Raw genomic sequence first — 26,983 nt, 5'->3', positions numbered from 1 at the left:
TTTATGAGCCTTGGTCAACCGAGCCAGCCGAGGGCCAGCGCCAGCCTGCCGCACAAGGCGGCCAGCAGGATGCCAAGCAGGGTGCGCAGCAGCCAGATCACCACCAGCTGTCCCACGCTCACCGGGATCCGGGTGGCCAGGATGCAGGGGATGGAGGCAGAGAAGAAGAGCACCGAGCTGACCGAAACCACGGCCGCGACATAGCGCACCAGCAGGTCGGCATCCTTGAGCAGGATGGCGGGCAGGAACATCTCGGCCAGACCGGCCGAGAGGGCCTTGGCGGTGGCGAGCGGCTCGCCGAGATCCAGCAGCCAGGTCAGTGGCCAGAGCAGCCAGCCCAGCAGATCGAACAGGGGAGTGTGCTTTGCCAGCAGCAGGCCCAGCAGACCGACGGACAGTATGGTGGGCACCACGGCAGCGGCCATGTGAAGACCGTCCCTGAGGTTGTCCTTCAATTGCCGCAGCAGTGGATCGGCCTGGTGGGACTGGGTCAGGCCGCAGGTGAGGGCCGCCTGCCAGCGGCTCATGCCAGCCGGTAGCGGCTCGTCGGTCTCCCCATGGTGAGCCAGGCGACTGATGGGAGGAACGCGCGCCAGGATGGCGGTGATGATGAAAGTGATCACCAGGGTGGACCAGAAGTAGAAGTTCCAGTGTCCCATCAGGTTGAGGGTCTTGGCCACGATGATCATGAAGGCGGCCGAGACGGTGGAGAAGCCGGTGGCGATGATGACGGCTTCTCGCACCGTGTACTTGCCCGCGAGGAAGACACGGTTGGTGATGAGCAGGCCCACCGAGTAGCTGCCGACGAAAGAGGCGACCGCATCGATGGCGGAGTGACCCGGCGTGCGCCACAAGGGGCGCATCACGGGTTGCATCAGCACCCCGATGAATTCCAGCAGGCCGAAACCGAGCAGGAAGGTCAGGGCCATGGCGCCGATAGGCACGATGAGACCCACTGACATGGCCAGTTTGTCGAACAGGAAGGGGAGGCGATCCGGGGTCATCAACCAGGCAGGGCCCCAGTCTGTGACATACAAAATGGCCAGGGCCAGCCCGAGCAGCTTGAACAGGCTCAATACCCTGTCGATGGGACGGGCACGCCAGCGGCCATCCAGCAAGGGGGTGATGGCGCCATAGGCGATGAGCAAGAGAATGAGGGTCAGGGCAAGGGGGCGCTGGGCAATCAGAAAGCCGGCCAGGTGATCCACCACTATGGTGCTGCGCCCGCCAAGCTCGAAGGGAACAAAAAAGATGGCGATGCCAAGCAGACTGGCCAGCAGCAGCTTGATGCCGGCCCCTGATCCTGCCGGTGCAGTGAGCGTGTGTTCAGGTTCCATTTTCTCTCCTTGTTATCCGCATGGTTCAATTCCATTGAGGGGATGATTTGTATATACAATATCGTCCGGCGCTCAAAATGGAAACACCAAAGTCACCAAAATGCAACATGTGAATCGGTGTGGATGCAGATGACCCCAAGGTTGAAAAGCGTGATCTTGGGGGGAAGAGGGGCCGGGATGGCAAGTGGGTGGTGAGGCATCAAGAGGCAAAACAGGGAGGTAAGCGACCAGCGCCAGGAAAAACATGAGCGGCTATTTACCCTTTCTGGTCATATTCATTCATGAGCCTATATTCATGACTATTTATGAATAAATCATAAACCCTTTGTTCATTTGACTACTTTTCGGCTATCCCATTGCAGAGTAAGATGCCTCTTCAATAAAAATAAGAATTAGGAGTTCGGGTGTGAAGGCATTAGAGAAAGAAAGGATATCGCCCTATATCAGCCAGTTATACGAGTGCGGTATTAATGATTCTGACATTAAGCTCGTCGTGGACCAATTTCGCGCCGACGTTTCCTGCAGTTCATCCCTGTTTTTATTGCGGGATGATGACAAGAGCGACGGAATAAAGCTTTTTTCCAGCGGTCTGACCGAGGCACAGCAGCAGTTTTACCTGCAACATCATCGCCAGGATGTGTGGTTCAACCATTATCTGGATAAAGGGTGCAAGGGGATCGTCAGCGCCAACAGCATTTCAAGCTCGGTGGGCCTGCTGGCAAGTTTCGGCGCCCAATTCGCCGCCGGCGGCGTCTGCCAGGTGAAAGGGAGGGGGCTGAGCAGCCTGTGCAGTTACCGTGGTGCAGCGCAAGATGATTTCAGCAGTCGCGACCTCACTTCGCTCTCCGAAATCTATTCCGGACTGGCGGCCTGGAGCCACCATTATTGGAACTTGCTGGCCCTGGAAACCCAGAACTATCAGTTGCAACAGCTGGTGAAAAACCATAATAAGCCCAGCGCCATCATAGACGACAAGGGGCATATTCATTATTCCAATGTGGCCTTCAACCGTATCGCCGATGAAAATGTGGAATTGCGGGCCATCAATGGCATTTTCTCTTTGCAGAATAAGGAGCAGCAACGTCAGCTCAAGGAGATCCTCAATGGCTTTGCCTATTTGCTGCCCGGCGCCAGCGCCTATATGTCCATTCCCCGTCAGCCTAACCTGCGCCCGCTGCTGGTCCAATGCACCCTGATGAGCGGACTCAGCCGCTTTGAACGCTATGTGGAAGTGGTGCTGCGTGACCCCGAGCACGCCTTCAACCCCGACATCGAAGCGCTGGCCAGCCTCTATCCCCTCACCATCGGCGAGAAGGAGTTGCTGGTGCTGATGAGCAAGGGTTACAGCAGCAACGACATTGCGGAGCTGCGCGGTGTCAAGGTGGAAACCGTGCGCTCCACCCTGAAAGGGGTGTTCAAGAAGACCGACTGCCACAGCCAGAACGAGCTCTTGCTCTTGCTGCAATCCATCTCCTGATCCATGCGGACTATGCTTGGAGTGAGCCGGACATAGTGCCCGGCTCTTGCCTCCCCCCGGGAGGCTCGTTGGGGGAAAGCGTCATGGAATCACTCAAGGCAAAGGACTACATGCAGACCAAGCCCATCACCTTCAGCGCAGAGATGATGGTACAGGCGGCGGTGGAAAAATTTCTCAACAGTCATCAGTTGGGCGGCCCCGTAGTGGACAGCCAGGGACATCTGATTGGCTGGGTCTCCGAGCAGGATTGCATCGCCGTCATGCTCAAGGAGGCCTACCACTGTGAACAGGTGGCCCAGGTCAGGGATGTGATGCGCAAGGAGGTGCTGGCAGTCGGTCCCGACACCAGCATCCTGGATCTGGCGGAGATGATGATGGGTCAAAAGCCCAAGATCTATCCTGTTGTGGAGGAGGGGCGCCTGCTCGGGGTCATCAACCGCCACAATGTGATGCAGGCCATCCACGCCCAGCTTGGCACCTGTTTCGTGCATCAGGCCAGAGTCTGAACGGTGTTGTCTGGTTGTTTTCAAAGAGCAGGCTCCGGCCTGCTCTTTTCATCCGTGACGGTCATGACGCCTCCGGCTTGATGTGCTGGCGCGGCGCTTTAAGGCTTGCACCGCCCAGCTTCGCTCTTTAGGATCTCCCCCAGCTATCGATATGGCCCTTGATGGGCACTCTTTTAAGGAATTCGTACCTTGTCTCTCTCTATCGAGGCGCTGCGCCGCCGTCTTACCGCCTGCATGAATCTCGACGCCCGCCGTCTCTCCAGTCGACTGCACGGGGTCAAGAAGCTGCCGGAAGCCAAGCAGGCTGCCGTGCTCGAGACCATCGCCGCTGACCTGGATGTGGCACAGGCGCGCTATCAGTCCCGTCTGGCGGGCGTGCCCAAGGTCACCTATCCGGACAATCTGCCAGTCAGCCAGAAGCAGGGGGAGATCGCCAAAGCCATTGAAGAGCATCAAGTGGTGATCATCGCCGGCGAAACCGGTTCGGGCAAAACCACCCAGATCCCCAAGATCTGTCTGGCGCTCGGGCGTGGGGTCAAGGGCTTCATCGGCCACACCCAGCCGCGCCGTCTGGCGGCCCGTACCGTCGCAGCCCGCATCGCCGAGGAGATGGAGTCCGAGCTTGGCCACTACGTGGGTTACAAGGTGCGCTTTACCGATCAGGTGAGCGAGCAGACCCACATCAAGCTGATGACCGACGGTATCCTGCTGGCGGAGATCCAGAACGACCGGATGCTCACCCAGTACGACACCATCATCATCGATGAGGCCCACGAGCGCAGCCTCAACATCGACTTCATCCTGGGCTATCTCAAGCAACTGCTGCCCAAACGCCCCGATCTCAAGGTGATCATCACCTCGGCCACTATCGACCCGCAACGTTTCTCCCGCCATTTCAACAAGGCGCCGGTGATCGAGGTCTCTGGCCGCACCTACCCGGTGGAGGTGCGCTACCGCCCGCTCGTCAGTGATAAAAGCGAAGGGCTGGAAGAGCGTGACGAGCTGCAGGGGATCTTCGATGCGGTGGAAGAGCTGGCACGCGAGGGGCTCGGGGACATCCTCATCTTCATGAACGGCGAGCGGGAGATCCGCGATACTGCCGATGCCCTGCGCAAGCTCAACCTGCGCGATACCGAGGTATTGCCGCTCTACGCCCGCCTCTCCAACGCCGAGCAGAACAAGGTGTTTCAGCAACATGCCGGGCGGCGCATCGTGCTGGCCACCAACGTGGCGGAGACCTCGCTGACGGTGCCGGGCATTCGCTACGTCATCGATCCGGGCACCGCCCGCATCAGCCGCTACTCCTGGCGCACCAAGGTGCAGCGCCTGCCCATCGAGCCGGTCTCCCAGGCCAGCGCCAACCAGCGTAAAGGGCGCTGTGGCCGGGTGGCGGACGGTATCTGTATCCGCCTCTACTCCGAGGAGGATTTCAACGGCCGTCCGGCCTTTACCGACCCCGAGATCCTGCGCACCAACCTGGCCTCCGTCATCTTGCAGATGCTGGCGCTCGGCCTTGGCAATATGGAGGCGTTCCCCTTCGTCGAGCCACCCGAGTCGCGCCATATCAAGGACGGTCTGACCCTCTTGAAAGAGCTGGAGGCGGTGCGCGAGCTGCCCGCCACCGGCGATCGCGAAGCCAAGCTGCAGCTGACCGAGACAGGTCGCCAGCTCTCGCGTATCCCCCTTGATCCGCGTCTGGCGAAGATGGTGATCAGTGCGGCGCAGACCGGTTGCCTGAGCGAGGTGATGGTGATCACCGCCGCCCTCAGCATTCAGGATCCCCGCGAGCGGCCCATGGAGAAGAAGCAGGCCGCCGACGAACAGCACAGGCGCTTTGAGGACAAGGATTCCGACTTCCTCGCTTTTGTTAACCTCTGGAACTATCTGAAAGAGCAGCAGGATCTCCTTGGCAGCAACCCGTTTCGCCGCATGTGCCAGAAGGAGTTTCTCTCCTACCTGCGGGTGCGCGAGTGGCAGGACATTCACTTCCAGCTGCGCCAGACGGTCAAAGAGCTGGGCTTCAAGGCCAACCAGGAACCGGCAGACTTCAAGACGGTGCACTGTGCGCTCTTGACCGGTCTTTTGAGCCATATCGGCAACAAGGATCTGGAAAAGCCCGAATTCCTCGGGGCCCGCAACGGCCGCTTCCACCTCTTCCCGGCCTCCGGTCTGTTCAAAAAGCCGCCCAAGTGGGTGATGGCCGCAGAATTGGTGGAGACCTCGCGCCTCTATGCCCGCATCAACGCCAAGATTGAACCCGAGTGGGTGGAGCCGCTGGCGGGGCACCTCATCAAGCTACACCACAGCGACCCCCACTGGTCGAAGAAAAATGGTGCCGTGATGGCCAAGGAGAAGGTGACGCTTTATGGCCTGACCCTGGTCAACGAGCGCATCATCAACTTCAGCCGCATCGATCCGGCGCTGTGCCGCGAGCTGTTTATCCGCCGCGCCCTAGTGGAGGGGGATTTCGAGACCCGCCACCGTTTCTTCAGCGATAACCGCAAGCTCCTGGCCGAGGTAGAGGCGCTGGAGCACAAATCCCGCCGGCGCGACATCCTGGTGGATGATGAGGACTTGTTCCGCTTCTACGATGCCCGTCTGCCGGAGGAGGTGATATCAAGCCGCCACTTTGACAAGTGGTGGAAAGAGGCGCAAAAGCAGGACGCCGAGCTGCTCAACTTCGAAAAAGAGATGTTGATGAAGGGGGATGCGGCCCACATCAGCGATCTCGACTACCCCAACTTCTGGCAGCAGGGGCGCCTCAAGCTCAAGTTGACCTATCAGTTCGAGCCGGGGGAGGCGGCGGACGGTGTGACCCTGCATATTCCGCTGCCGCTGCTCAACCAAGTGGAGGTGAAGGGGTTCGAGTGGTTGATCCCGGGGCTGCGTCATGAGCTGCTCGTCGCTCTTATCAAGTCGATGCCAAAGCCGATGCGCAAGAACTTCGTGCCGGCGCCCAACTACGCCGACGCGTTGCTCGCCAGTATCAACCCCGAGCAGGGGCCGCTCTTGGACGAGATGGAGCGTCAGCTGCGCCGCATGACCGGCGTGACCGTGCCCCGTGAATCCTGGGATTGGGCTGCGGTGCCCGATCACCTGAAACTCACCTTCCGTGTGGTGGACGACAAGCACAAGAAGGTGGCGGAAGGCAAGGATCTGGAGGCATTGAAAGCGTCCCTGCGCGGCAAGGTGCAGGAGACCCTGTCGCAAGTGGCGGACGATGACATCGAGCAGTCTGGCCTCACCCTGTGGAGCTTTGGCGAGCTGCCGCAAGAGTACAGCCAGAAGCGGGGCGGGTTCGAGGTGAAAGCCTATCCGGCCCTGGTGGATCAGAAGGATTCGGTCGCCATCCAGCTGGTGGAGAGTCCAGTGGTGCAGCAGCAGCTGATGTGGGCAGGCCAACGCAGGCTGGTGCTGCTCAACGTGCCATCTCCCATCAAGTATCTGCAGGAGAAGTTGCCCAACAAGGCCAAGCTGGGACTTTATTTCAACCCCTTTGGCAAGGTGGCCGAGCTGATTGACGACTGCATCGCCTGCGGCTGCGACAAGCTGATTGAGCAGCACGGCGGGCTGGCTTGGGACGAGGCGGGTTTCGAGGCGCTCAAGGAGTATGTCCGCGCCGAGCTCAACGATGCGGTGGTGGAGGTGGCCAAACAGGTGGAAGCCGTGCTGACCCTCTCCCATGAGATCAAGAAACGGCTCAAGGGCAAGATGCAGCTCGACACCGCCTTTGCCATGTCGGACATCCAGCAGCAGTTGGGTAACCTCATTCACAAGGGCTTTGTCACCGAGACCGGCTGGCAGCGGCTGCCTGACTTGCTGCGCTACCTGCGGGCCATCGAGCGGCGGCTCGAGAAGCTCGCCATCGATCCCAACCGGGATCGGGTCTACATGCTCAAGGTGCACAGCGTGGAGTCGGAGTACAAGGCACTGCTCGCCAAGATCCCCAAATCCCAGCTGATCCCGGCCGAGGTGGCCAATATCCGCTGGATGATCGAGGAGCTGCGAGTTTCCTTCTTCGCCCAGCAACTGGGGACGCCATACCCTATCTCGGATAAACGGGTGCAGAGCGCCATTGCCCAGTGCTAAGCTACTATCTATCTGTTTTCTGAGCCATAGTGTGAAAGCAACGAGACGCCAAAGGGAAGGGAGGCCGTCATATGCTGGGGATCTGGTTGGGGGTGGCACTGGTCAACATCAGCGGGTATCAACCCATTGCGGAACAAACCTGGGTGCAGCTCAACCCGGAGTACTATCCGGTGCTGCGCCCCGTGCCGCCCATTTTTGCGGCCTGGCGGGGCAATCAGTTTCCCCCACTTGAACAGAGAAAGAAGAATGGCCGCTGGCAGATCCTCTTTCCTGCCCGGCTGGTGCCCCCCTTCGATCTGTTCGAAGGGGAGGCCCAGCTCTCCAAGGCTTACCTGGCCAGGCTAAAGCGCATCGATGAGATGGCCTATGGCATGGCGCCCCACCAATCAGTACAGCAAGCCGCCTCCTCGGCCCCCTCGTTCGAAGTCCAGGGCGCTGTCGCCTTTGTCGCCGAGTTCTCCCTGCCCCGGGAGAGGAAGATGCGGATGCCTCTGGGGGAGCCCTTGCTCGCACGGCTTGGGGGGCAGGTCCCTACACAGGCCTTGGCAAGGCAGGGAGATGCACAGCCCATGGCCACCGCAGATTCTGCCCCTGAGCAGGCGACCCTGACTCTTTCCGCCACGGCGGCAGGGGAGGCATCGCGGGTTTGTCATCAGGTGGCGGCGGGAGAAACCCTGTGGCGCATTGCAAGCCAGCTTCAGTCAAAGGAGGCCGGCGGCTCGGATACTTACAGTTATCTGCTGGCGCTGGTGCAGGAAAATCGTGACAGGATGGCCAAAGGGATCCAGGTACAGGCCGGGCAGCGCCTCTATTGCCCGAAAGCGCAGACTCTGGCGCAATTCGATGCCCTGAGCCCGGCCCGGCGACAGCAGCAGTTTGCCCGTCTGGAGCAGGGGCGTTAGGGGATGGCGAGAGGCGTGGTGGAGTGCCTTTTTGCCTAGAGAGGAGTGCCGCGGGTTCTTTCCTTGTATCCCCTCCGGGCCCGTGCTAGTATTCGCGCTCGTTTTGCGAGGTGCTGACCGGTCGCAGTCAACACCATACATTCATCTTAAAAGAGATAATCACTATGTCTTTCGTATTCCAAGCTGAAGTCCGTTCTGACCTGGGGAAAGGTGCGAGCCGCCGCCTGCGTCATGCTGACCTGGTTCCTGCCATCGTTTACGGTGCAGGCAAAGAAGCCGTGTCCGTTACCCTGGACCACAAGAAGCTGATCCTGGCCCAAGAGAAGCCGGAGTTCTACTCCTCCGAGCTGACCCTGGTCATCAACGGTGAAGAAGTCAAAGTGAACGTGAAAGCTATCCAGCGTCACCCGGTTCGTTACAAGCTGGTTCACCTGGATTTCGTTCGCGTCTAATCGACAACGAACTTTCCTGTGAAGAGGCCACCCAATCGGGTGGCCTCTTTGTTTTTACAGCATTTTTTCCGGGAAAATAAAATACTCAAACAGCACTATTGGTCTTTACTTGTAGGCATGATTGACAGCAGGACACGTGTTGTGGTGCTCTGATGTTCAAGAAGTACTCGGACAAGTCCATTTTTCGGGGCGATGTTGACCGTTATGAAGGGAATCGTACGGACATATATCCTGCTGTTTTCACCTATTCTGCTGTTGGTCCTGGCGGGTGGCTATCTGCTGGGCAATGCACTGATCGAGCGCGAGCTCTATCGCGTTCGCAGCGATGAGAGCACTTTCCTGGCGCTCGCCAGCGGCCGCCTTGACGGCGAGCTGGCGGTGCCACTGCGCCATGTGCGCAGCATGTCGGAAGAACCCATCCTGCTCGAAGCGGCGGCTCGCAATGACCGTGACACCCTGGCCGTCCAGTTCACCATCCTGATGAACCGCAATCCCGACTATGCCCAGGTGCGTTGGCTTGCCCCGGATGGCATGGAGCTAGTGCGCATCGATCGTCAGGGTCCGCGTCTGTGGCGGGTGGCGGACGACCAGTTGCAGAACAAGGGGGATCGTTACTACTTTCGTGATGCCATGGCGCTGCCTTGGGAGCGGGTCTACGTCTCGCCGCTCGATCTCAACGTTGAACACGGGGTGATCGATCGCCCCTTCAACCCCATGATCCGCATTGCCAAGCGTCTGCGCCTTGGGGGGCGTGATCTTGGTTTGCTGCTTATCAACGTCCAGGCCGCCCGTATGCTCAAGGAGTTTGCCGACAGCAGCGGCAAGGCAGCCGATCACACCATGCTGTTCAACCAGGACGGATACTGGCTGCGCAGCCCGGACCCATCCCGGGAGTGGGGCTTCATGCTCGAGCGCCCGGATCTCACCCTGAAGCACACTTCCCCCCAGGCCTGGCAGGCGTTCTGGGACGCATCAAACGGCCAGATGGAGTCTGCCGACGGACTCTGGAGCTGGACCACCCTGTACCCGGCACAGAATCATGATCAGCTGATCTGGAAAGCCGCGTCCTTGGTGCCGCACAGCGAGCTGCAGGCCATTCGCACTCATATCTGGGGGATCATCTTGGCCGCCAGCGCCGTGCTGCTGCTGTTGTTTGGTGCCGGTGTGGCTGCACTGGTGCGCAGCAGGCACAAGGAGCAACTGGCCCAGCAGGAAGCGGCCAGGTTGGCACAGGTCAAAGGTGATTTCATCGCCAACATGAGCCACGAGATCCGCACCCCCATGAACGCCATCATGGGGCTGACCTACCTGCTCGAACAGGGAGGTCTCGACGATGGTCAGCATGCCCTGGTGCGCAAAATCCACCAGGCCGGGCAGGCGCTGCTCGGGATCATCAACGACATCCTTGATTTCTCAAAGATTGAGTCGGGTCGGCTTGAGCTTGAGCGGGTGCCATTCAGTCTGGAAGAGGTGCTCGATCACGTGGCGGCCATCATGTCCACCTGCGTTGGCCAGAAGCACCTCGAACTGGTGGTGAGCAGTGCCCCCGAGCCGGTTTCCCATCTGATTGGGGACGCCCTGCGCCTCGAGCAGGTGCTGCTCAACCTGACCGGCAATGCCATCAAGTTTACCGAACGCGGCGAGGTGGAGGTCAAGGTCTTGCTGGAAGCAGAGCAAGACGGCATGGCCACCTTGCTGTTTCGGGTGCGCGACACCGGGATCGGCATTCCCCCCGAGCAGCAGGCCAACATTTTCAATGCCTTCTCCCAGGCAGACTCCTCCACCAGTCGCCGCTTTGGGGGCACCGGGCTTGGTCTGACCATCAGTCGCCGCCTGGTGAACCTGATGGGGGGGGACATCGGCGTCACCAGCGAGCTTGGCAAGGGGAGCGAATTCTGGTTCCGCGTCCGGCTGGAGCAGGTAGAGCGGCCCGAGGCCTTGAACGAGCGTCTGCAGCACATCTCGCTGCTCATCGCCGACGACAATCAGGTGACCCGCGACGCCCTGTCGATGACGGTGGGTTCCCTCGGATGGCAGTCGCGGGTGGTGGAGTCCGGTGAGCAGGCGCTGCACCATCTGCTGCGCCAGGGGGAGCGTTTCGACGTGATCCTGCTCGACTGGATCATGCCGGGCATGGACGGGCTCGAGACCTGCCTGGCCATTCGCCGTGCCTTCGAGCAGCAGGAGCGGTCACCCATCATCATCATGGCGACCGCCTATTCCCAGGATGAACTGATGCACCGCCCCGGCTCGGATCAGGTGGATCTGGTACTGCACAAACCGGTCACCGGCTCCAGTCTTTACAATGCGGTGGCGCGTCTCATCCACGAGAAGCGCGAGCATGTGGAGCCCCTTGAGAGTGGCCAGCGCCGTCTGCGCCTGCCGGGCGTGCACATACTGCTGGTGGATGACAGCGACATCAACCTGGAGGTGGCGACCCGCTTGCTGCAACGGGAGGGGGCCGAGGTGATCACCGCCATCGACGGGGAGCGAGCCCTGGCCTGCCTGGCAGATCCGGCCCGGCGCATCGATCTGGTGCTCATGGATGTGCAGATGCCGGTGATGGATGGCTACGAGGCGACCCGTCGCCTGCGCCTGCTGCCGGGGCGGGAGGAGACTCCCGTGCTGGCTCTCACCGCAGGGGTATTCAAGGATCAGCGGGAGGCGGCATTGGCCTCTGGCATGAACGACTTCATCGCCAAGCCGCTCGATGTGGAGCAGCTCATCGCGACCTTGCTGCGTTATCTGCCGGACGTTGTCCTGCCGCTCACCGTGAACGACGAGCTACTCCCCCACGAGCCGGTGGCCGGCATCGATATCGATACCGGACTGCGCAACTGGGGTGAAGCCTCGGTCTATCTTAAATACCTGCGGCGTTTTCGCGATGACTACATGACGGTTGGTACCGTGTTGCCGGGTTACATCGCCCAGCACGAGACCGATGCGGCCGCGAGCCTGACCCACAAGCTCAAGGGGGTGGCGGGCAGCCTGTCGCTCACCGATGTGGCGCGTATCAGTGCCGAGTTGAACGAGGCCATCGAGCAGGGTGGCGACACCAGCCAGCTTATCGCACCCTTCCTCGAGGCCCTGGAGCGGGCGCAACACTCCATCGATACCTATGCCGGGCGCGAGCCGGGCGCGGTCAGCTCCCCGCTGGCCCAGGGGGAGGCGCGGGAGGTCTGCCTGCACGCCCTGCATCAGGCCTTGGTGAGCGAGGATCTGGATCTGATTGAGCCGGCGCTGAGCCAGGCAAGGAGTCACTTGCCTTGCGAGCTGGTGAGCGAGATAAGCGCAGCCCTGGAGCTGTTCGATATCCCGTTCGCCACCCGCAAGCTGGAGGAATATCTGGAGGATCGGGAGGAACCTGCGCCATGAGTCGACCGCGCGTGCTGATCATCGACGACGAGCCGAGCAACCTCGGGTTGCTGCGGCAAATCCTCAAGGAGGAGTACAACCTCTTCTTTGCCAAAGGGGGAGAGGAGGGGTTGGCCGCCGTGGGGCGTCACGAGCCGGCACTTATCCTGCTGGACGTGCGCATGCCCGACATGGATGGTTACGAGGTGTGCCGTCGGCTCAAGGCCGATCCGGCTCACGCCGGGATCCCGGTGCTCTTTATCACCGCGAGCGACAACGCAGACAGCGAGAGCCAGGGGTTCGAGGCGGGCGGAGTGGATTATATCTACAAGCCGGTCTGTCCGAGCACGGTGCGTGCCCGGGTGCGCAATCATCTCTCCCTGGTGCGCCTCGATCAGCTCGAGTGCAGCTATCGCACCGCCATCGTCATGCTGAGCGAGGCGGGCCACTACAACGACACCGACACCGGGGTGCATATCTGGCGCATGGCCGCTTACGCCCGGGCCCTGGCTGATGCGGCGGGCTGGAGCCCGGAGCAGTCGGATCTGCTGGAGCTGGCGGCCCCCATGCACGACATGGGCAAGATTGGTATCCCTGACCACATCCTCAAGAAGCCCGGCCCCCTCACCGAGGAGGAGTGGGTCATCATGCGCAGTCACCCGCGTATCGGTTACGAGATCTTGAGGCGATCCGATGCCCCCATCTTTCGCATGGCGGCGGAGATTGCCCTGCACCACCACGAGAAATGGGACGGCTCGGGCTATCCCGCCGGCGAGACCGGCGAGGGGATCCCCGAGGCGTCGCGGATCGTGGCCATCGCCGACGTCTTTGACGCCCTGAGCGTGCGTCGTCCCTACAAGGAGCCCTGGCCCCTGGACCGGGTGCTGGCTACCATGCGCGATGGCTCCGGCCAGCACTTCGATCCCCGGCTGCTCTCCCGTTTTCTCGAGATCATGCCGGAGATCTTGCGCCTCAAGGCGCAATGGGATGCCCGCGAGGAGCGGGGGGATTACCAGATGGGCTGGGTCAGATAGGGATTGCTGGCCCGTTCGTGACCAAAGGTGGAGCTCGGGCCATGGCCCGGAATGAAGACGATCTCATCCCCGAGCGGCAGCAGGGTCTCGGTGATCGACTTGATCAGCGTCCCGTGATCCCCGCGCGGGAAATCGGTGCGGCCTATGCTGCCGGCAAAGAGCACATCCCCCACCCAGGCGAGGCGTTCTGACTGGCAGAGCAGCACGATGTGACCCGGAGTATGGCCCGGGCAGAAGTAGACCTCCAGCTCGCATTTGCCAACCTGCACCTTGTCACCCTGTTCGAGCCAGCTATCCGGTGTAAAGGCTGGAGTATGGGCAAAGCCGAACATCTGGCTCTGCTGGGGCAGGATATCGAGCCAGAAAGCATCCTCCTTGTGGGGGCCGGTAATGGCGATACCGGTTCTCTCGCGCAGCTCGGCGGCGGCGCCCACGTGATCCAGATGGCCGTGGGTCAGCAGGATATGGGTCAGGGTCAGCCCCCGTTTGGCAATGGCGGCCAGCAGCTTGTCCGCCTCGCCGCCGGGATCGACGAGGGCAGCCTGGCGGGTCTCGTCACACCAGATAAGGGAACAGTTCTGGGCGAACTGGGTGACCGGGATCACCTCGAACTTCAACATGTGGGACTCTCCTGAGGGGTCTGAAGGGGGGGGCGTTTGGCGAAGAAGGCGAGGCAGGCCTCCTTGTCACCACGAAACAGGATCCGCTCGCGCTTGTTGTCCAGCTGATAGCGGTACATGGGGTCATAGTAGCGAGTCAGCAGCAGCCTGATCCAGACCAGATGGGCGCGGGTGTCCCCGCTCTGGGCCTGTTCCCTGAGGGCGGCCTGCAACAGCCCATCGAGTTCGCGATAATCCTTGTCCCCGAGTCGGCGCTTGAGCCTGGCCATGGCGTCGGTGAGGTAGCCGGCAAACAGTGGCCAGCCTGCATCTGGCCCATGGAACTCCAGATAGCGCAACCAGAGATCCTGCACGTAATCGGTGCGGATCTGCTCGGCCCGTGCCTCCTGCGGCACCTCCACCACCACCAGAGGAGCCCGGCACATGGCCTCATAAAGGTTGAGTGGCAGGGCGCAGCGACCGATAAGACGGCTCTCGTCTTCCAGCACAAACTGTGATTCCCCCCGGTTGCGACGCTGAAGCAGCTCGATGGCAAGCCGATTTTCGAAGTCGATGTTGCCGGGTTGCCCACCCGGCAGCTGGCCAAACGACGACCCCCTGTGATGGGCGTGCCCTTCCAGATCCACCGCTTGGGTGATGTGCGCCAGCATGTGGGTCTTGCCGGAGCCGGTCATGCCGGTCAGCACGGTCCAGTCGCACTCTGCACTGGCCTTCGCCTGGGTGTCGATGAGAAAGTGGCGCAGCGCCTTGTAGCCGCCCGCGACCCGGGGGCGGGTGACGCCGGCCTCGGCCAGCCACTGCTGCACTGTCTGGGAGCGCAGGCCGCCGCGAAAACAGTAGAGCAGGGCGTCGGGTTGCTGGCGCAACCTGGCCAGCCAGCCTTCCATGCGCGCGGCGCGCACCGCGCCACCTACCAGTTGATGGCCCAGGGTGATGGCTGCGGCCTGTCCCTCCTGCTTGTAACAGGTACCGACCCGGGCACGCTCCTCGTCCGTCATCAGCGGCAGGCTGACGGCGGTGGGAAAGGCCCCTTCCTTGAACTCGACGGGGGCGCGCAGATCGATGAGTGGAACCTGATCCAAAAAGATCCGGGCGTAATCCGTGGCCAGTGGCAGGGTATTCATCGGACAACCTCGATGAACTGGTTGCCGGTGCGGGCCTGCAACTGGCCGATGGGAGAGAGGGTCAGCCCTGCCTGTGCGGCAATGGCAAGAAGCTCGGCTTCACTTTCTTTACCGACGGCTACCAGCAGGCCGCCGCTGGTCTGCGGGTCGCACAGGATGTTGCGGGTGCGATCATCCATGGCGCCCAGCTTGTCACCATAGGAGTCGAAGTTGCGCAGGGTACCGCCCGGTACGCAGCCCTCACTCAGGTAGTAATCCACCTCGTCCAGCAGCGGCAGCGCCTTGAAGTCCAGACGGGCACTGACGCCGGAACCTTCGCACATCTCCAGCAGGTGGCCTGCCAGCCCAAAACCGGTCACGTCGGTCATGGCGTGCACGCCGGGGAGGGCGGCGAAGCGCTGGCCAATCTTGTTGAGGGTGCACATGGCATCCGGGGCCAGTTGCTCATGTTCGCGCTTGAGCTTGCCCTTCTTCTGGGCTGTGGTGAGGATGCCGATGCCAAGGGGTTTGGTCAGATAGAGGGTGTCGCCCACCTGGGCGGTGTCATTCTGCTTGATGGCGTCGAGTGGCACGATACCGGTCACCGCAAGACCGAAGATGGGCTCGGGGGCGTCGATGCTGTGGCCACCGGCGAGCGAGATACCCGCCTCGTGGCACACCTGGCGGCCGCCGTCGATCACCTGCTGGGCCACTTCCGGCGCCAGCGTGTTGATGGGCCAGCCGAGGATGGCGATGGCGACGATGGGCTTGCCGCCCATGGCATAGATGTCGCTGATGGCATTGGTGGCGGCGATGCGACCGAAGGTGAAGGGATCGTCGACGATGGGCATGAAGAAGTCGGTGGTGGAGACGATGCCCTGGCCGTTGCCGATGTCGACCACGGCGGCGTCATCTTTGCTGCTGTTGCCGACCACCAGGGTGGGGTCGTCAAAGCCCGGGATCTGGCTCTTCAAGATGGTGTCGAGCACCTTGGGGGAGATTTTGCAACCGCAGCCAGCGCCGTGGCTGTATTGGGTCAGACGAATGGAAGACATGCTTTCCCCTTGTGTGGGCAGACTTGTGTGTGCCAATAACTGCTGCGGCGCCGTCAAATGTGCGCGCAAAAATAGGGTGGCCCTGGCGGCCTGTGAACACAGTGATGTCAGGCTGCCAGGCAGGGCGGGAGGAGGGCAAGGATGCGCCGGCGAAGCCCCGCCGAGGACCACAGGACGAGCCATTATGCCACAGACGGCCCTCTTGATTCGAACTGGAATTCACACAAAGCGCAGGGGATTGTCGGGTTCAAAAAGAGCCGTACTCTTCGCCTTGCTCAGGCTAGTCCCACTTTGAGCCGCCCCGACGGCGTGCCGGTCTTGCATCGGGGCAGCATGTGGCGACGGAAACTAGCCAGCTTGCTCCATCACTGGTTGGGGAGCCTTGCCTAGCCGGCGCAGTCGCCGTTGCAGCGGCCGCTCCAGCAGGGTGTAGCTCAGCGCCGAGAGCCCGATCAGCACGGCGAGCATCAACAGGGTGGCCAGCACCCCCAGCAAGGGGTTGGTCTGGGCGTACCACCACGCGGTGAGCCCCGGCGCCAGAGAGTGGACAAGCTCGCAGCCGGTGAGCAACACCAGGGCGTGGAGCAGGTAGATGGAGTAGGAGAGATCCCCCAGCCAGTTGGTGAAGCGGTTGTCCAGGAGGCGCAGCAGCGGGCTCTGGCGATCACCCTGGGCAGCGGCAATCCAGATCAGCAACACGTAGGCGCTGATCAGTAGCAGGGTCAACAACGGCGTCATGGTGAACTGCATCAGTGCGAAGGGGAGTAGAAAGGCGAGCAGCAGCGGCAGATCTTGCTGCATCATGGGCCACTGGCGGGCGGCCTTCACCTTGGGCAGCAGCCAGAGGCCGAGCACGAATTCACTCACCCCACGCCCGATGGCCAGCGCTCCGCTGGTGACATCCAGGGTACCCCGGCTGTGCACGATAAAGGCCAGTGCCGTCAGGGCCAGCAAGGGGGCGAGGTTGCTCCAGCGGCTGCGGGTGACGGCGAGGGGAATGAGCAGTGGAAACAGCAGATAGCTAATCCACTCCACGCTGAGCGACCAGGCGGCGAAGTTCCAGGTCAATCCGTGATCCGTTACCACCTGCAGCAGCAGGAAGGCGCTTGGCAGTGCCTCGGCGGGGGTGAAGGGGGAACCAAAAGGAGGCATCCCCTCCCACTCCCACATCTTGAACAGGGGGCCGGCGTAGAAGCCAATCCCGTGGTGGGCCTTGTAGAGCTCCCAGCCAACCAGCAGCAGCAGGGTCACCAGGTAGAGGGGATACACCCGGGTCAGCCGCAGCCAGAGGAAGCGGCCATAACTTATGGTGCGGGGCGTGCGGGCGAAAGCCTCCCCGTAGACATGGGCCAGCACCAGCCCGCTCAAGATAAAGAACAGATCGACCCAGAGGTAGCCGTTCTCGATGAGTCGGGTGTGGCCGGCGATCGACTCCATCCACTGGGGGAAGAGCAGCAAGCGGGCGTGGAACAGCACCACCATCAGGGCAGCGATGCCCCGCAGCGGCGTCAACAGCGGCAATGATTGATTCATGACGGGATCCTTGATGATGTTCAGCTTGGCCTGACATCAATTTTTGTTGTGGTGCCGCTCATCAACCCTGATGAGTCGGCTGCCCCGGCTTGGCGGCCACAGGCGGGATCACCCTACCTAAAAGAGAGCCATACGGGTGTGATTGCCGTCATGAATGGGCGTTTATCATCCCAAAACCAGCATGGGATAGGGACGCATCGAAAATAGAGAGGGGATCTAGACTAGGGAAGTCATCCCTCTGAGCGTCAGGAACATCCTCATGAAACTCTATGCCCACCCCTTTTCGTCCTACAGCCAGAAAGTGCTGATCGCCCTTTACGAGAATGCCACCCTGTTCGAGTACCAGAATCTCGAAGAGCCGGCGGCCAGCGCCGAACTTGCCGCCCTTTGGCCACTCAAGCGCTTCCCGGTGTTGCTGGATGATGGTCGCTGCATCCTCGAGAGCAGCACCATCGTCGCCCATCTGCAGGCGCACCATCCGGGTCCCGTCAGCCTGATCCCGCCCGGCGATGCGGGTCTGGAGGTGCATATGCTGGATCGCGTCTTCGACAACTATGTGATGACGCCGATGCAAAAAGTGGTGCTGGATGCGCTGCGCCCGGCCGCGGATCGCGACCGCTATGGCGTAGCGGAGGCCCGTGAGATGCTCAATCAGATCTACCCCTGGCTCGATCAGCGACTGGAAGGACGCCACTGGATTGCCGGCGCAGACTTCACGCTGGCCGATTGCGCCGCCGCCCCCTCGCTCTTCTACGCCGACTGGGCCCACGAGATCCCGGCTGGCTATGGTCACCTGCGTGCCTATCGCGCCCGTCTGCTCAATCATCCCTCCATCGTGCGGGTGGTGGAGGAGGCGAGGCCATTTCGTCACTACTTCCCGCTGGGCGCGCCAGCGCGTGATTGAGCGGGATGATTTGTGGTGGGCGGGGCACTGCCGCCCAGACAATGTTCGAGGCGGACAGGATATGGCGTTATCAACAGCAGAGAAAAAACAGCAATATTCATTCGGATGAGTGGGTATGCGTTTATGGCTGATATTTCCCCGAGAATTTTTTAATGTTGATGCGTAATATTTCATGCTTTTGCATAAAAAAATGCCGGGCATGTCTCTGTTGGTGGGTTGTGTAGTGAAAGAGAGATGAGAATCGGGTTAACGATGCGGCAACCTTTGATTGAAGATGGCAGTCGTCAGTTGAAGAGGAGGGATGGGGGCAGCAATCGCTGTTGGTGGCAAAGTCGGGGGGAGGTTGTCTCTTTGGCGGCCGCATAAAAAAAGCCCGCTTTGATCGCGGGCTTTTTGATGACTAGCAGAACCCAGCCTGGCCCGGATCTGGAACCGGGAACAAGGGGGCAGCGCTGGTCTGCTCGGCTTAGCGGGCGCGCACCACCAGCCCCTTGAGGTAGAAGCCTTCCGGATAGGCGGTGCCGATGGGGTGATCGGATGCCTGGGAGAGGAGCTCCAGGATCTGGGCATCACGGCCGGCATCGAGGGCCGCATCGGCCACTATCTTCTGGAACAGGCTCTGCTCCATCAGGCCGGAGCAGGAGTAGGTCAAGAGCACGCCACCCGGCGCCAGCAGTTGGAACGCCAGCATGTTGATGTCCTTGTAGCCGCGGCAGGCGCCCAGCAGCTGGGCCTTGCTCTCGGCAAACTTGGGTGGGTCCAGCACGATAACATCGAACTTCTCGCCCTTATCGCGATATTCGCGCAAGAGCTTGAAGACGTCGTGACGCACGAACTGGGTGTTGCTGGTATCGAGACCGTTCAGTTCGGCGTTCTGGCGGGCGATGTCCAGCGCATTCTGGGAGAGATCGACGTTGACTACCTCCTTGGCACCGCCCTGGAGGGCATAGACCCCGAAACCGCCGGTGTAGCAGAAGCAGTTGAGCACCCGCTTGCCTTCAGTGTATTTCGCTGCGGCAAGGCGGTTATCCCGCTGATCCAGATAGAAACCCGTCTTGTGACCGTTACGAATATCGACCAGGATCTTGACGCCGCCATTCTCCTCGATCACCACGGGGTCGGTCGGGGTCTCGCCATGGATGACGCCGGTGCGCTCCTTCAGCCCTTCCTTCTTGCGCACGGCCACGTCGGAGCGCTCATAGATGCTGCACTCGGGGTAGAGGGTACGCAGGGCTTGCGTGATCAGCTCGCGCTGGAACTCGGCACCGGCGGAGAGGATCTGGCACACCAGGAAGTCGGCGTAGCGGTCGATGGTGAGGCCCGGCAGACCGTCGGATTCGGCGGCGCAGAGGCGATAGCCGGTGAGGCCCTGACGCTTGATGAGCCCATCGCGGGACTCCTGCGCATATTTGAGGCGACGGATGAAGAAGTCGAGATCGACGCTCTCATCCTTGTCGAAGGTCCAGACCCGGGCACGGATCTGGGAGCTGCCGGACCAGGCGCCACGGGCGAGCCATTTGCCGTCATGGGTGAAGATTTCGACGGTATCGCCGTCAACGGGGTTGCCCTGCACCCGCTCAATGCCCTTGGAGAAGAGCCAGGGGTGGCGACGCAGCAGGGATTTTTCGCGGCCTTTGACGAGATAGATGGAAGCGCTCATGGGTAGTTGCCGATGGTAGAAAAGAAGGGGGCATATAGTAGGGGCTGTGAGGGTAGGCACGCAAGCCGCGTCTACCGGGATCCGTGGATCCACACGCTGTCAGGGTCGAACGGGCTGTTTCGCGCGTCCCCAGCGCCTGGCCCAGACATGGCAGGCCATCTGGACGATGGCCTGCCGGAGGGGGTCAGATCCGCAGGCCGGTGAGCGCCTGACCGAGTTCGCTGGCGGTTCCCTTGAGGCCGGTGGTGCCGGCAACCGCCGCGCTGGCGGACTCCTCCACCCGGCTTGCCTCGTGGCGCACCTTGTCGAGGTTGCGGGTGATCTCCTCTGCCACCGAACTCTGCTCTTCGCTGGAGGTGGCGATCTGGGTGCTCATCTCCAGCACCGCATCGCTGTGGTTGCTGAGCCGCTCGATGTCCATGCCCACTTCGGTGATGAGCTGCTGGCTGTCGGCCGCGCGCCCCACCGTCTTCTCCATGATGTCGTTCAGCGCCCCGGTCCCGGCCTGGAGCTCCTCGATCATCTGCTGGATCTCCACAGTGGCCTGCTGGGTGCGGCTGGCGAGGGTGCGCACCTCGTCGGCCACCACCGCAAAGCCGCGTCCCTGTTCACCGGCGCGGGCCGCCTCGATGGCGGCGTTGAGGGCCAGCAGGTTGGTTTGCTGGGAGATGGCGTTGATGACGTTGACCACTTCGTTGATGCGATTGGCGTTGTGAGTCAGCCGCTCGACCGCGCCCGATGCATTGCCAATCTCGTCTGCCAGGGTGCGGATGGCGGTGATGGTGCGTGCCACCCGTTGTGCCCCGTGAGTCGCCTCGTCGCTGGACTGGCGGGTTTGCAGCAGGGTGTCGTTGGCGTTGCGGGCCACTTCCCGGATGGCGGCGGACATCTGCTCCATGGCGGCGGCAAGGGAGTCCATGTGCTGGCGCTGGGCGCGGGCAAGCTGCTCGCCGTCGCTGGCATGCTCGCGAAATTCGTCTGCGGCCAGGGTAAGGGCATCGGCGGACTCTTCCACCAGTTGCACTATCTTGTGCTGGCGGTCGGTGAAGGTGTCGATACTGCCGGCCAGAATGGAGAACTCGTCCCGCACCGGGAAGAAGTTGAGCCGGAAGGTGAGATCGCCGTTCGCTACCGTCTGCAATGCCTTGTTGGTGGAGTAGAGCGCCCCCGAGACAAAGGTCATCAGATAGTGGGTGATGAGGGCCAGCAGGGCGGCCAGCACCGCGATGATGGTGAGCGTGGTGCCCTGACCATCCCAGAGGGCGTAGTGACTCGTATCCAGGGTGCCGGAGACGACGCCCGCCTGACCTGCGCTGGCGCCATAGCGATAGATGTCTCCCTGCTGGCTAAGGCCGGTGGCGGCGCCAGGCGTCAGCACGAGATCCGCAGGCAGGGCAAGGGTCGGCTGCTGGCTCACCAGCTGGGCCGTGGTCTCGACCCGCCCTTTTAGCTGATCCACTCTGAGCTGCATCGCCTGATCATGGCCGTCGGCCAGCAGATACCAGGTGAGGAAGGCGATGAACACCAGGGGGCACCAGAAGGTGATGAGAAATTTCTCGCTGATCGTGAGGTGAATGAGATAACGGTCAACCCACCGAAACTTTACTTCTTTCATAATGGTATTGCGTCCTGCAAGGGGAAGAGAGTGTCGCGCTCATTATCGCCCCGGGGAAAAATTACTTAAGGGAAAGGTGTGATAAATGGGAGAGCAATCGTTTGTCGTGCGGGTGTGGGGTCAGGTTCAGGGGGTGGGGTTTCGCTACTTCACCCGGGAGCGGGCGCTGCAACTGGGGCTGCGGGGGCATGCCTACAACCTGGAAGATGGCTCGGTGGAAATCCTGATTGCCGGTCCCGAACAGAAGGTACAGATGATGCTGGGCTGGCTTGAGCACGGGCCCCGAACCGCCGAGGTGACCCGAATGGAATATGAGGTGGCGCTACCGCCCAAGGGGAGTGGTTTTCACACCAACTGAGGAGGCGGCCTTTGCCAGGCAAGGGTCATCGCCTGCACACAATAACGGGAGCCTTGCGGGCTCCCGTTTGCATTGATGATCTCTTGTCTGCGGGTCAGCCTGCCTGGGCGGCGTCGGCGATGGCCTGGGTCTTGGCGAGCACCGTTTGCAGGGCTGGGCGTTTGGCCAGGCGATCCCGATAGGCGGCGAGTTTGGGGGGAATGCTCTGCTCGAAGCGGGTGGCCCACATCAGGGTATGAGCCAGCAGCAGATCCGCGATGGTGACCTGCTCACCCAGCAGGTAACCCTGCTCGGGTACCCAGGATTCGGCGATGGCCGCTGCCTTGTCAAACTCCCACTTGGCGGTGGGGAAGATGGCCGGCAGGCGCTGGGCCTCGGGCAGGGCGAAGCGGTGCTTGCCGATGGTCCACAGTGGCTGCTCCAGCTCGCAGGTGATGAAACTGATCCACTGGGCGTGCAGCGCCGAGGCCTGGGTCCCTCTGGCCGGCAGCCAGTTCGGGCCATACACCTCGGCCAGGTACTGCATGATGGCGGCGGACTCGGTCAACACGAACTCCCCGTCCTTGAGCACCGGCATCTTGCCGCTCGGGTTGAGGGTCAAGAACCAGTCGCTGCGGTTCTCGCCCTTGGCGAAGTCGAGAAACTGGAACTGCCATGCCACGTTCAGCTCTTCCAGTAACCAGGATACGCGCAGGGCACGGCTGATGGGGGTGCCATATAAGGTGATCATGCTTGCTCCTTGCCTGATGAATGGGGCCATGGGCCCGAAGTGAATCGCCAGTCTAGGTAAATTGATCGAGAGCAACAAGCGCCCAAGGGGGGATGAAAAGCACACAACGGCGCAATCAGCAGGAGAAGAGGAGGAAAGAGAGAAAATAAAAGGGAGGCCAGAGGCCTCCCTCGTTGCGAACGGCTGCGGCAGCGCTTACTTGACGCGCATGCCCGGCTGGGCACCTTCCTGGGGCTCCAGGATCCAGAGATCCTTGCCGCCCGGACCTGCCGCCAGCACCATGCCTTCAGACATACCAAAGCGCATCTTGCGCGGGGCCAGGTTGGCCACCATCACGGTGAGCTTGCCTTCCAGATCTTCCGGGTTGTAGGCGGACTTGATACCGGCAAAGACCTGACGGGTTTCGCCGCCGATGTCCAGCTGCAACTTCAGCAGCTTCTCGGCTTCCGGCACCGCTTCGGCTTTCTTGATCAGCGCCACCCGCAGGTCAATCTTGGCAAAGTCGTCGTAGGTGATGGTCTCGCTGATGGGATCGTCCACCAGGGGGCCTGCCGGCTTCTTGCTCTGCTCCTTGGCGAGGTCTTCCTTGGACGCTTCCACCATGGCATCCACCTTGGCGGACTCGATGCGGGAGAAGAGCGCCTTGAAGGGGGCGACGCCGTGGTCGACCAGAGGGGCGGCGATGCCGTCCCAGGTCAGGGTCTCGCCAAGGAAGGCTTCGGCGCGCTCGGCCAGTTGCGGCATGACGGGCTTCAAGTAGGCCATCAGCACGCGGAACAGGTTGATGCCGACGGAGCAAACGGCTTGCAGCTCGGCATCCGCCCCTTCCTGCTTGGCGATGACCCAGGGAGCCTTGTCGTCCACATAGCGGTTGGCCTTGTCGGCCAGGGCCATGATCTCGCGGATGGCGCGACTGAATTCGCGCGCTTCATAGGCTTCGGCGATGCTGGCGCTGGCGTTGGCAAACTCGGCGTAGAGTGCGGGCTCGGCGCAGGTGGCGGCCAGCTTGCCGTCAAAACGCTTGGCGATAAAGCCGGCGTTGCGAGAGGCCAGGTTGACCAGCTTGTTGACCACGTCGGCGTTGACGCGGGAGACGAAGTCTTCGAGGTTCAAGTCCAGATCGTCGATGCGGCTGTTGAGCTTGGCGGCGTAGTAGTAACGCAGGCACTCCGGATCCAGGTGCTTGAGATAGGTGGACGCCTTGATAAAGGTGCCCTTGGACTTGGACATCTTGGCGCCGTTGACGGTCACATAGCCGTGCACGTTGACCTTGGTCGGCTTGCGGAAGTTCGCGCCTTCCAGCATGGCCGGCCAGAACAGGCAGTGGAAGTAGGCGATGTCCTTGCCGATGAAGTGATAGAGCTCGGCGTCGGAGTCCGCTTTCCAGTAGCTGTCGAAGTCGATGTCGCCACGCTTGTTGCACAGGTTCTTGAACGACGCCATGTAGCCGATGGGGGCGTCCAGCCAGACATAGAAGTACTTGCCGGGGGCGCCGGGAATTTCGAAGCCGAAGTAGGGTGCGTCACGGGTGATGTCCCACTGTTGCAGGCCGCTTTCGAACCACTCTTGCATCTTGTTGGCCATCTCTTCCTGGATGGCGCCGGAGCCGCGTACCCAGTCGGCGAGCCAGGCTTCGAACTGGGGCAGGTCGAAGAAGTAGTGCTCGGAGTCCTTCATCACCGGGGTCGCACCGGAGACGGCGGATTTCGGATCAATCAGCTCGGTCGGGCTGTAGGTCGCGCCGCAACTGTCGCAGTTGTCACCGTACTGATCGGGGGACTTGCACTTGGGGCAGGTGCCCTTGACGAAGCGATCCGGTAGGAACATGGATTTTTCCGGATCGAACAGTTGGGAGATGGTGCGGATCTTGATTTTGCCGGACTCTTTGAGGCGGCCATAGATCACGCCCGCCAGCTCGCGGTTTTCGTCGCTGTGGGTGGAGTGGTAGTTGTCGAAGCTGATGTTGAAACCGGCAAAATCCCCCTGGTGCTCCTGGGAGACGGCGGCAATCATCTCTTCCGGCGAGATCCCCATCTGCTGAGCCTTGAGCATGATGGGCGTGCCGTGGGCATCGTCGGCACAGACGAAATGCACCTGATGGCCACGCATTCGCTGATAACGAACCCAGATATCGGCCTGGATGTGTTCCAGCATGTGGCCGAGATGAATGGAGCCGTTGGCATAGGGGAGGGCGCAGGTTACCAGCATTCTACGAGGATCAGTTGCCATAATACGTTCTTTATGTGCCTGTTGGGATGATACAGTGCCGTGCATGTTACCCGAATTGGGGGCGGCCTGCCTAGGGTTGTGGCCCCCGGTGCCCTGACTGGCGGCATCACGATGTCGTCGGCAAGCCACTGATTTATGTGCGGTAACCGTTCACCTCAGCATAACGACAACATAATGGGGAGTTAATGGTGATTGATTCAGTAAAACAGATCCTTGCCGAATTTAAGCCGGCAGGATGGGGCAAGGATCTGGTCGCGGCCGGTTTTGTGCGTGCAGTCGAGCAGCACGAACAGACCTTGGCCATCACGCTGGTGCTGCCCTTTGCCGGCCAGTCCCTGTTTGAACAGATCAAAGAGGAGTTCGATGCCCGGCTGCGCAGCGCAACCGGTGCGACCCGCATCGACTGGACGGGGGAGATAGACGTGGCCAGCATGCCCCGCGCGCAGCAACTGGCGGCGGTGCAGGGGATCCGCAATATCCTGGTGGTTGCCTCCGGCAAGGGAGGGGTGGGCAAGTCCACTACCGCGGTCAACCTGGCGCTGGCGCTGCAAAAAGAGGGGGCGCGGGTCGCCCTGCTGGATGCGGACATCTATGGCCCCTCCATCCCGACCATGACGGGGACCCTCAAGGAGCGCCCTGTCAGCTTTGATGGCAAGTTGATGGAGCCGGTGATGGCCTGCGGCATCAAGAGCAACAGCATCGGTTATCTGGTGGCCGAGCAGGATGCCACCATCTGGCGCGGTCCCATGGCGAGCAAGGCTCTCGGGCAGATCCTGCACGAGACCCGCTGGGGCGAGGTGGACTACCTGGTGGTGGACATGCCCCCGGGCACTGGCGATATCCAGCTGACGCTGGCCCAGCAGGTGCCCACCACGGCGGCGGTGATCGTCACGACGCCCCAGGATGTGGCGCTGGCAGATGCCCGCAAGGGGATTGCCATGTTCAACAAGGTCAATGTGCCTGTGCTTGGCATTGTCGAGAACATGAGTTACCACGTCTGCAGTGCCTGCGGGCATCACGAGCCGTTGTTCGGTACCGGCGGTGGCCAGAAGATGGCGGAGCAGTATCACGTGGCGCTGCTTGGTCAGTTGCCGCTGCATATCGACATTCGCCAGCACATGGATGACGGCTGCCCCACCGTGTTCGGTGCGCCGGATGGCGAGCTGTCACAGACTTACCTGAAACTGGCTCGCCGAGTAGGAGCCGAGCTCTATTTCAGCGCAAAACCGATTGCGACCCCGCTCTACACGGTGGCGCTGGACGAATAATCGGCGTTCGGCCAAGGGGGACGGATTTGGGGTGGGCATGGCCACCCCTTTTTCATATAATGGATCGGTTTAAACAATCCCCAGTGCTCTTCTCTTTAGGTATTTTCAATGTCTGATACTCAACATTCCTGCGTGATCATCGGTATTGCTGGTGCATCCGCGTCCGGCAAGAGTCTTATCGCCCAAACCATCTATGAAGAGCTGGTGGCCGAGCTGGGAGCGGGTCAGATTGGTGTGATCACCGAGGATTGCTACTACCGTGATCAGACCCACCTGACCATGGAAGAGCGGGTCAAGACCAACTATGACCACCCCAATGCCCTGGATCACGATCTGCTGGTGCAGCATCTGACCCAGCTGACGCAAGGGGAGGCGGTCAACATCCCCCAGTACTCCTATACCGAGCACACGCGCATGACCGAGGTCACCACCTTTGCACCGCGCCGTGTCATTATCCTCGAAGGGATACTGCTGTTGACTGACAGCCGCCTGCGCGAACTGATGGACGCCTCCATCTTCATGGATACCCCGCTCGACATCTGTTTGCTGCGTCGTCTGGTGCGCGATGTGCAGGAGCGCGGTCGTACCATGGACTCCGTGCTCAAGCAGTATCAGAAGACTGTGCGTCCCATGTTCATGCAGTTCATCGACCCGTCCAAGCAGTATGCTGACGTGATCGTGCCCCGTGGCGGCAAGAACCGCATCGCCATCGACATGCTCAAGGCGCGTATCCGCCATATGTTGATTGGTTGAGAGA

20 protein-coding genes are annotated in these 26,983 nt (G+C 61.3%); 11 read left to right on the top strand and 9 right to left on the bottom strand.

Features of this window, described 5'->3' with window-relative positions; all coding sequences use genetic code 11:
• Positions 1-14: 14 nt before the first annotated feature.
• Complete coding sequence (locus tag I6L48_RS14370) at positions 15-1,337, bottom strand: YjiH family protein (protein ID WP_216987364.1); 1,323 nt, start codon at positions 1,335-1,337, stop codon at positions 15-17.
• A 406-nt stretch (positions 1,338-1,743) separates the two neighbouring features.
• On the opposite strand from I6L48_RS14370, the gene I6L48_RS14365 reads away from it, so the two are divergent.
• The 7 genes from I6L48_RS14365 to I6L48_RS14335 all read left to right on the top strand — a co-directional run bounded on the left by I6L48_RS14365 (position 1,744) and on the right by I6L48_RS14335 (position 13,151).
• On the top strand, positions 1,744-2,814 hold the full coding sequence (locus I6L48_RS14365) for a transcriptional regulator (RefSeq protein WP_041215183.1): 1,071 nt from the start codon (positions 1,744-1,746) through the stop codon (positions 2,812-2,814).
• 83 nt (positions 2,815-2,897) lie between these two features.
• Positions 2,898-3,320, top strand: coding sequence for a CBS domain-containing protein (locus I6L48_RS14360; RefSeq protein WP_010674714.1), 423 nt, complete (start codon positions 2,898-2,900; stop codon positions 3,318-3,320).
• Positions 3,321-3,509: 189 nt separating this feature from the next.
• A complete protein-coding gene (gene hrpA, locus I6L48_RS14355) occupies positions 3,510-7,409 on the top strand; it encodes an ATP-dependent RNA helicase HrpA (RefSeq protein ID WP_216987363.1) in 3,900 nt (1,299 codons plus the stop codon).
• Positions 7,410-7,480: 71 nt separating this feature from the next.
• The gene (locus I6L48_RS14350; protein WP_216987362.1) at positions 7,481-8,311 is read left to right on the top strand and encodes a hypothetical protein; all 831 of its coding nucleotides are present in this window, start codon (positions 7,481-7,483) and stop codon (positions 8,309-8,311) included.
• A 164-nt stretch (positions 8,312-8,475) separates the two neighbouring features.
• Positions 8,476-8,763 carry a 50S ribosomal protein L25 gene (gene rplY, locus I6L48_RS14345; RefSeq protein ID WP_010674717.1) on the top strand — a complete coding sequence of 96 codons (288 nt, stop codon included), beginning with the start codon at positions 8,476-8,478 and terminating at the stop codon, positions 8,761-8,763.
• A 204-nt stretch (positions 8,764-8,967) separates the two neighbouring features.
• Complete coding sequence (locus I6L48_RS14340) at positions 8,968-12,138, top strand: response regulator (RefSeq protein WP_216987361.1); 3,171 nt, start codon at positions 8,968-8,970, stop codon at positions 12,136-12,138.
• On the top strand, positions 12,135-13,151 hold the full coding sequence (locus tag I6L48_RS14335) for an HD domain-containing phosphohydrolase (protein WP_041215179.1): 1,017 nt from the start codon (positions 12,135-12,137) through the stop codon (positions 13,149-13,151). Before I6L48_RS14340 ends, I6L48_RS14335 begins: the two co-directional genes overlap by 4 nt.
• On the opposite strand, the gene I6L48_RS14330 is transcribed toward I6L48_RS14335, so the two are convergent.
• The 4 genes from I6L48_RS14330 to I6L48_RS14315 all read right to left on the bottom strand — a co-directional run bounded on the left by I6L48_RS14330 (position 13,127) and on the right by I6L48_RS14315 (position 17,462).
• Positions 13,127-13,771 carry an MBL fold metallo-hydrolase gene (locus tag I6L48_RS14330; protein WP_113070276.1) on the bottom strand — a complete coding sequence of 215 codons (645 nt, stop codon included), beginning with the start codon at positions 13,769-13,771 and terminating at the stop codon, positions 13,127-13,129. The genes I6L48_RS14335 and I6L48_RS14330 overlap by 25 nt on opposite strands.
• A complete protein-coding gene (gene mnmH / locus I6L48_RS14325) occupies positions 13,765-14,895 on the bottom strand; it encodes a tRNA 2-selenouridine(34) synthase MnmH (RefSeq protein ID WP_113070275.1) in 1,131 nt (376 codons plus the stop codon). The genes I6L48_RS14330 and mnmH overlap by 7 nt, the downstream gene beginning before the upstream one ends.
• On the bottom strand, positions 14,892-15,929 hold the full coding sequence (gene selD / locus I6L48_RS14320) for a selenide, water dikinase SelD (RefSeq protein WP_113070274.1): 1,038 nt from the start codon (positions 15,927-15,929) through the stop codon (positions 14,892-14,894). Before selD ends, mnmH begins: the two co-directional genes overlap by 4 nt.
• A gap of 348 nt (positions 15,930-16,277) precedes the next feature.
• Entirely contained in the window at positions 16,278-17,462 is a 1,185-nt protein-coding gene (locus tag I6L48_RS14315) for an acyltransferase (protein WP_113070273.1), read from the bottom strand.
• A gap of 259 nt (positions 17,463-17,721) precedes the next feature.
• Here I6L48_RS14315 and I6L48_RS14310 point away from each other — a divergent pair, with 259 nt between their 5' ends.
• A complete protein-coding gene (locus tag I6L48_RS14310; protein WP_113070272.1) occupies positions 17,722-18,366 on the top strand; it encodes a glutathione S-transferase family protein in 645 nt (214 codons plus the stop codon).
• A 466-nt stretch (positions 18,367-18,832) separates the two neighbouring features.
• Here the strand turns inward: I6L48_RS14310 and I6L48_RS14305 are convergent, their stop codons facing one another.
• Positions 18,833-20,026, bottom strand: a complete 1,194-nt coding sequence (locus I6L48_RS14305; RefSeq protein WP_216987360.1) for a class I SAM-dependent methyltransferase — start codon at positions 20,024-20,026, stop codon at positions 18,833-18,835.
• 184 nt (positions 20,027-20,210) lie between these two features.
• Entirely contained in the window at positions 20,211-21,641 is a 1,431-nt protein-coding gene (locus tag I6L48_RS14300) for a methyl-accepting chemotaxis protein (RefSeq protein WP_113070270.1), read from the bottom strand.
• 85 nt (positions 21,642-21,726) lie between these two features.
• Here I6L48_RS14300 and I6L48_RS14295 point away from each other — a divergent pair, with 85 nt between their 5' ends.
• A complete protein-coding gene (locus I6L48_RS14295) occupies positions 21,727-21,999 on the top strand; it encodes an acylphosphatase (protein ID WP_042017631.1) in 273 nt (90 codons plus the stop codon).
• Between the two features lie 94 nt (positions 22,000-22,093).
• On the opposite strand, the gene I6L48_RS14290 is transcribed toward I6L48_RS14295, so the two are convergent.
• Positions 22,094-22,729 carry a glutathione S-transferase family protein gene (locus I6L48_RS14290; RefSeq protein ID WP_042017632.1) on the bottom strand — a complete coding sequence of 212 codons (636 nt, stop codon included), beginning with the start codon at positions 22,727-22,729 and terminating at the stop codon, positions 22,094-22,096.
• A gap of 195 nt (positions 22,730-22,924) precedes the next feature.
• Positions 22,925-24,958 carry a methionine--tRNA ligase gene (gene metG, locus I6L48_RS14285; RefSeq protein ID WP_010674729.1) on the bottom strand — a complete coding sequence of 678 codons (2,034 nt, stop codon included), beginning with the start codon at positions 24,956-24,958 and terminating at the stop codon, positions 22,925-22,927.
• 185 nt (positions 24,959-25,143) lie between these two features.
• Between metG and apbC the strand changes: the two genes are divergently transcribed.
• Both apbC and udk read left to right on the top strand, forming a co-directional pair.
• Positions 25,144-26,226 (top strand): iron-sulfur cluster carrier protein ApbC, encoded by a 1,083-nt coding sequence (gene apbC, locus I6L48_RS14280; protein ID WP_113070269.1) that lies wholly within the window; start codon positions 25,144-25,146, stop codon positions 26,224-26,226.
• Positions 26,227-26,334: 108 nt separating this feature from the next.
• Entirely contained in the window at positions 26,335-26,979 is a 645-nt protein-coding gene (gene udk, locus I6L48_RS14275) for a uridine kinase (protein ID WP_010674731.1), read from the top strand.
• Positions 26,980-26,983: the final 4 nt, after the last annotated feature.

The sequence above is a fragment of the Aeromonas sp. FDAARGOS 1418 genome (assembly GCF_019048585.1).
Taxonomy (GTDB): domain Bacteria; phylum Pseudomonadota; class Gammaproteobacteria; order Enterobacterales; family Aeromonadaceae; genus Aeromonas; species Aeromonas caviae.
Note: the sequence above shows the minus strand (reverse complement) of the source record. Positions and strands in the feature narration are given on the sequence as shown.

Bases quoted from the DNA above. Each gene is read 5' to 3' on its own strand.
- I6L48_RS14370 (WP_216987364.1), bottom strand. From the start codon at position 1,337: ATGGAACCTGAACACACGCTCACTGCACCGGCAGGATCAGGGGCCGGC.
- I6L48_RS14360 (WP_010674714.1), top strand. From the start codon at position 2,898: ATGGAATCACTCAAGGCAAAGGACTACATGCAGACCAAGCCCATCACC.
- I6L48_RS14350 (WP_216987362.1), top strand. From the start codon at position 7,481: ATGCTGGGGATCTGGTTGGGGGTGGCACTGGTCAACATCAGCGGGTAT.
- rplY (WP_010674717.1), top strand. From the start codon at position 8,476: ATGTCTTTCGTATTCCAAGCTGAAGTCCGTTCTGACCTGGGGAAAGGT.
- I6L48_RS14340 (WP_216987361.1), top strand. From the start codon at position 8,968: ATGAAGGGAATCGTACGGACATATATCCTGCTGTTTTCACCTATTCTG.
- I6L48_RS14335 (WP_041215179.1), top strand. From the start codon at position 12,135: ATGAGTCGACCGCGCGTGCTGATCATCGACGACGAGCCGAGCAACCTC.
- I6L48_RS14330 (WP_113070276.1), bottom strand. From the start codon at position 13,771: ATGTTGAAGTTCGAGGTGATCCCGGTCACCCAGTTCGCCCAGAACTGT.
- mnmH (WP_113070275.1), bottom strand. From the start codon at position 14,895: ATGAATACCCTGCCACTGGCCACGGATTACGCCCGGATCTTTTTGGAT.
- selD (WP_113070274.1), bottom strand. From the start codon at position 15,929: ATGTCTTCCATTCGTCTGACCCAATACAGCCACGGCGCTGGCTGCGGT.
- I6L48_RS14315 (WP_113070273.1), bottom strand. From the start codon at position 17,462: ATGAATCAATCATTGCCGCTGTTGACGCCGCTGCGGGGCATCGCTGCC.
- I6L48_RS14310 (WP_113070272.1), top strand. From the start codon at position 17,722: ATGAAACTCTATGCCCACCCCTTTTCGTCCTACAGCCAGAAAGTGCTG.
- I6L48_RS14305 (WP_216987360.1), bottom strand. From the start codon at position 20,026: ATGAGCGCTTCCATCTATCTCGTCAAAGGCCGCGAAAAATCCCTGCTG.
- I6L48_RS14300 (WP_113070270.1), bottom strand. From the start codon at position 21,641: ATGAAAGAAGTAAAGTTTCGGTGGGTTGACCGTTATCTCATTCACCTC.
- I6L48_RS14295 (WP_042017631.1), top strand. From the start codon at position 21,727: ATGGGAGAGCAATCGTTTGTCGTGCGGGTGTGGGGTCAGGTTCAGGGG.
- I6L48_RS14290 (WP_042017632.1), bottom strand. From the start codon at position 22,729: ATGATCACCTTATATGGCACCCCCATCAGCCGTGCCCTGCGCGTATCC.
- metG (WP_010674729.1), bottom strand. From the start codon at position 24,958: ATGGCAACTGATCCTCGTAGAATGCTGGTAACCTGCGCCCTCCCCTAT.
- apbC (WP_113070269.1), top strand. From the start codon at position 25,144: ATGGTGATTGATTCAGTAAAACAGATCCTTGCCGAATTTAAGCCGGCA.
- udk (WP_010674731.1), top strand. From the start codon at position 26,335: ATGTCTGATACTCAACATTCCTGCGTGATCATCGGTATTGCTGGTGCA.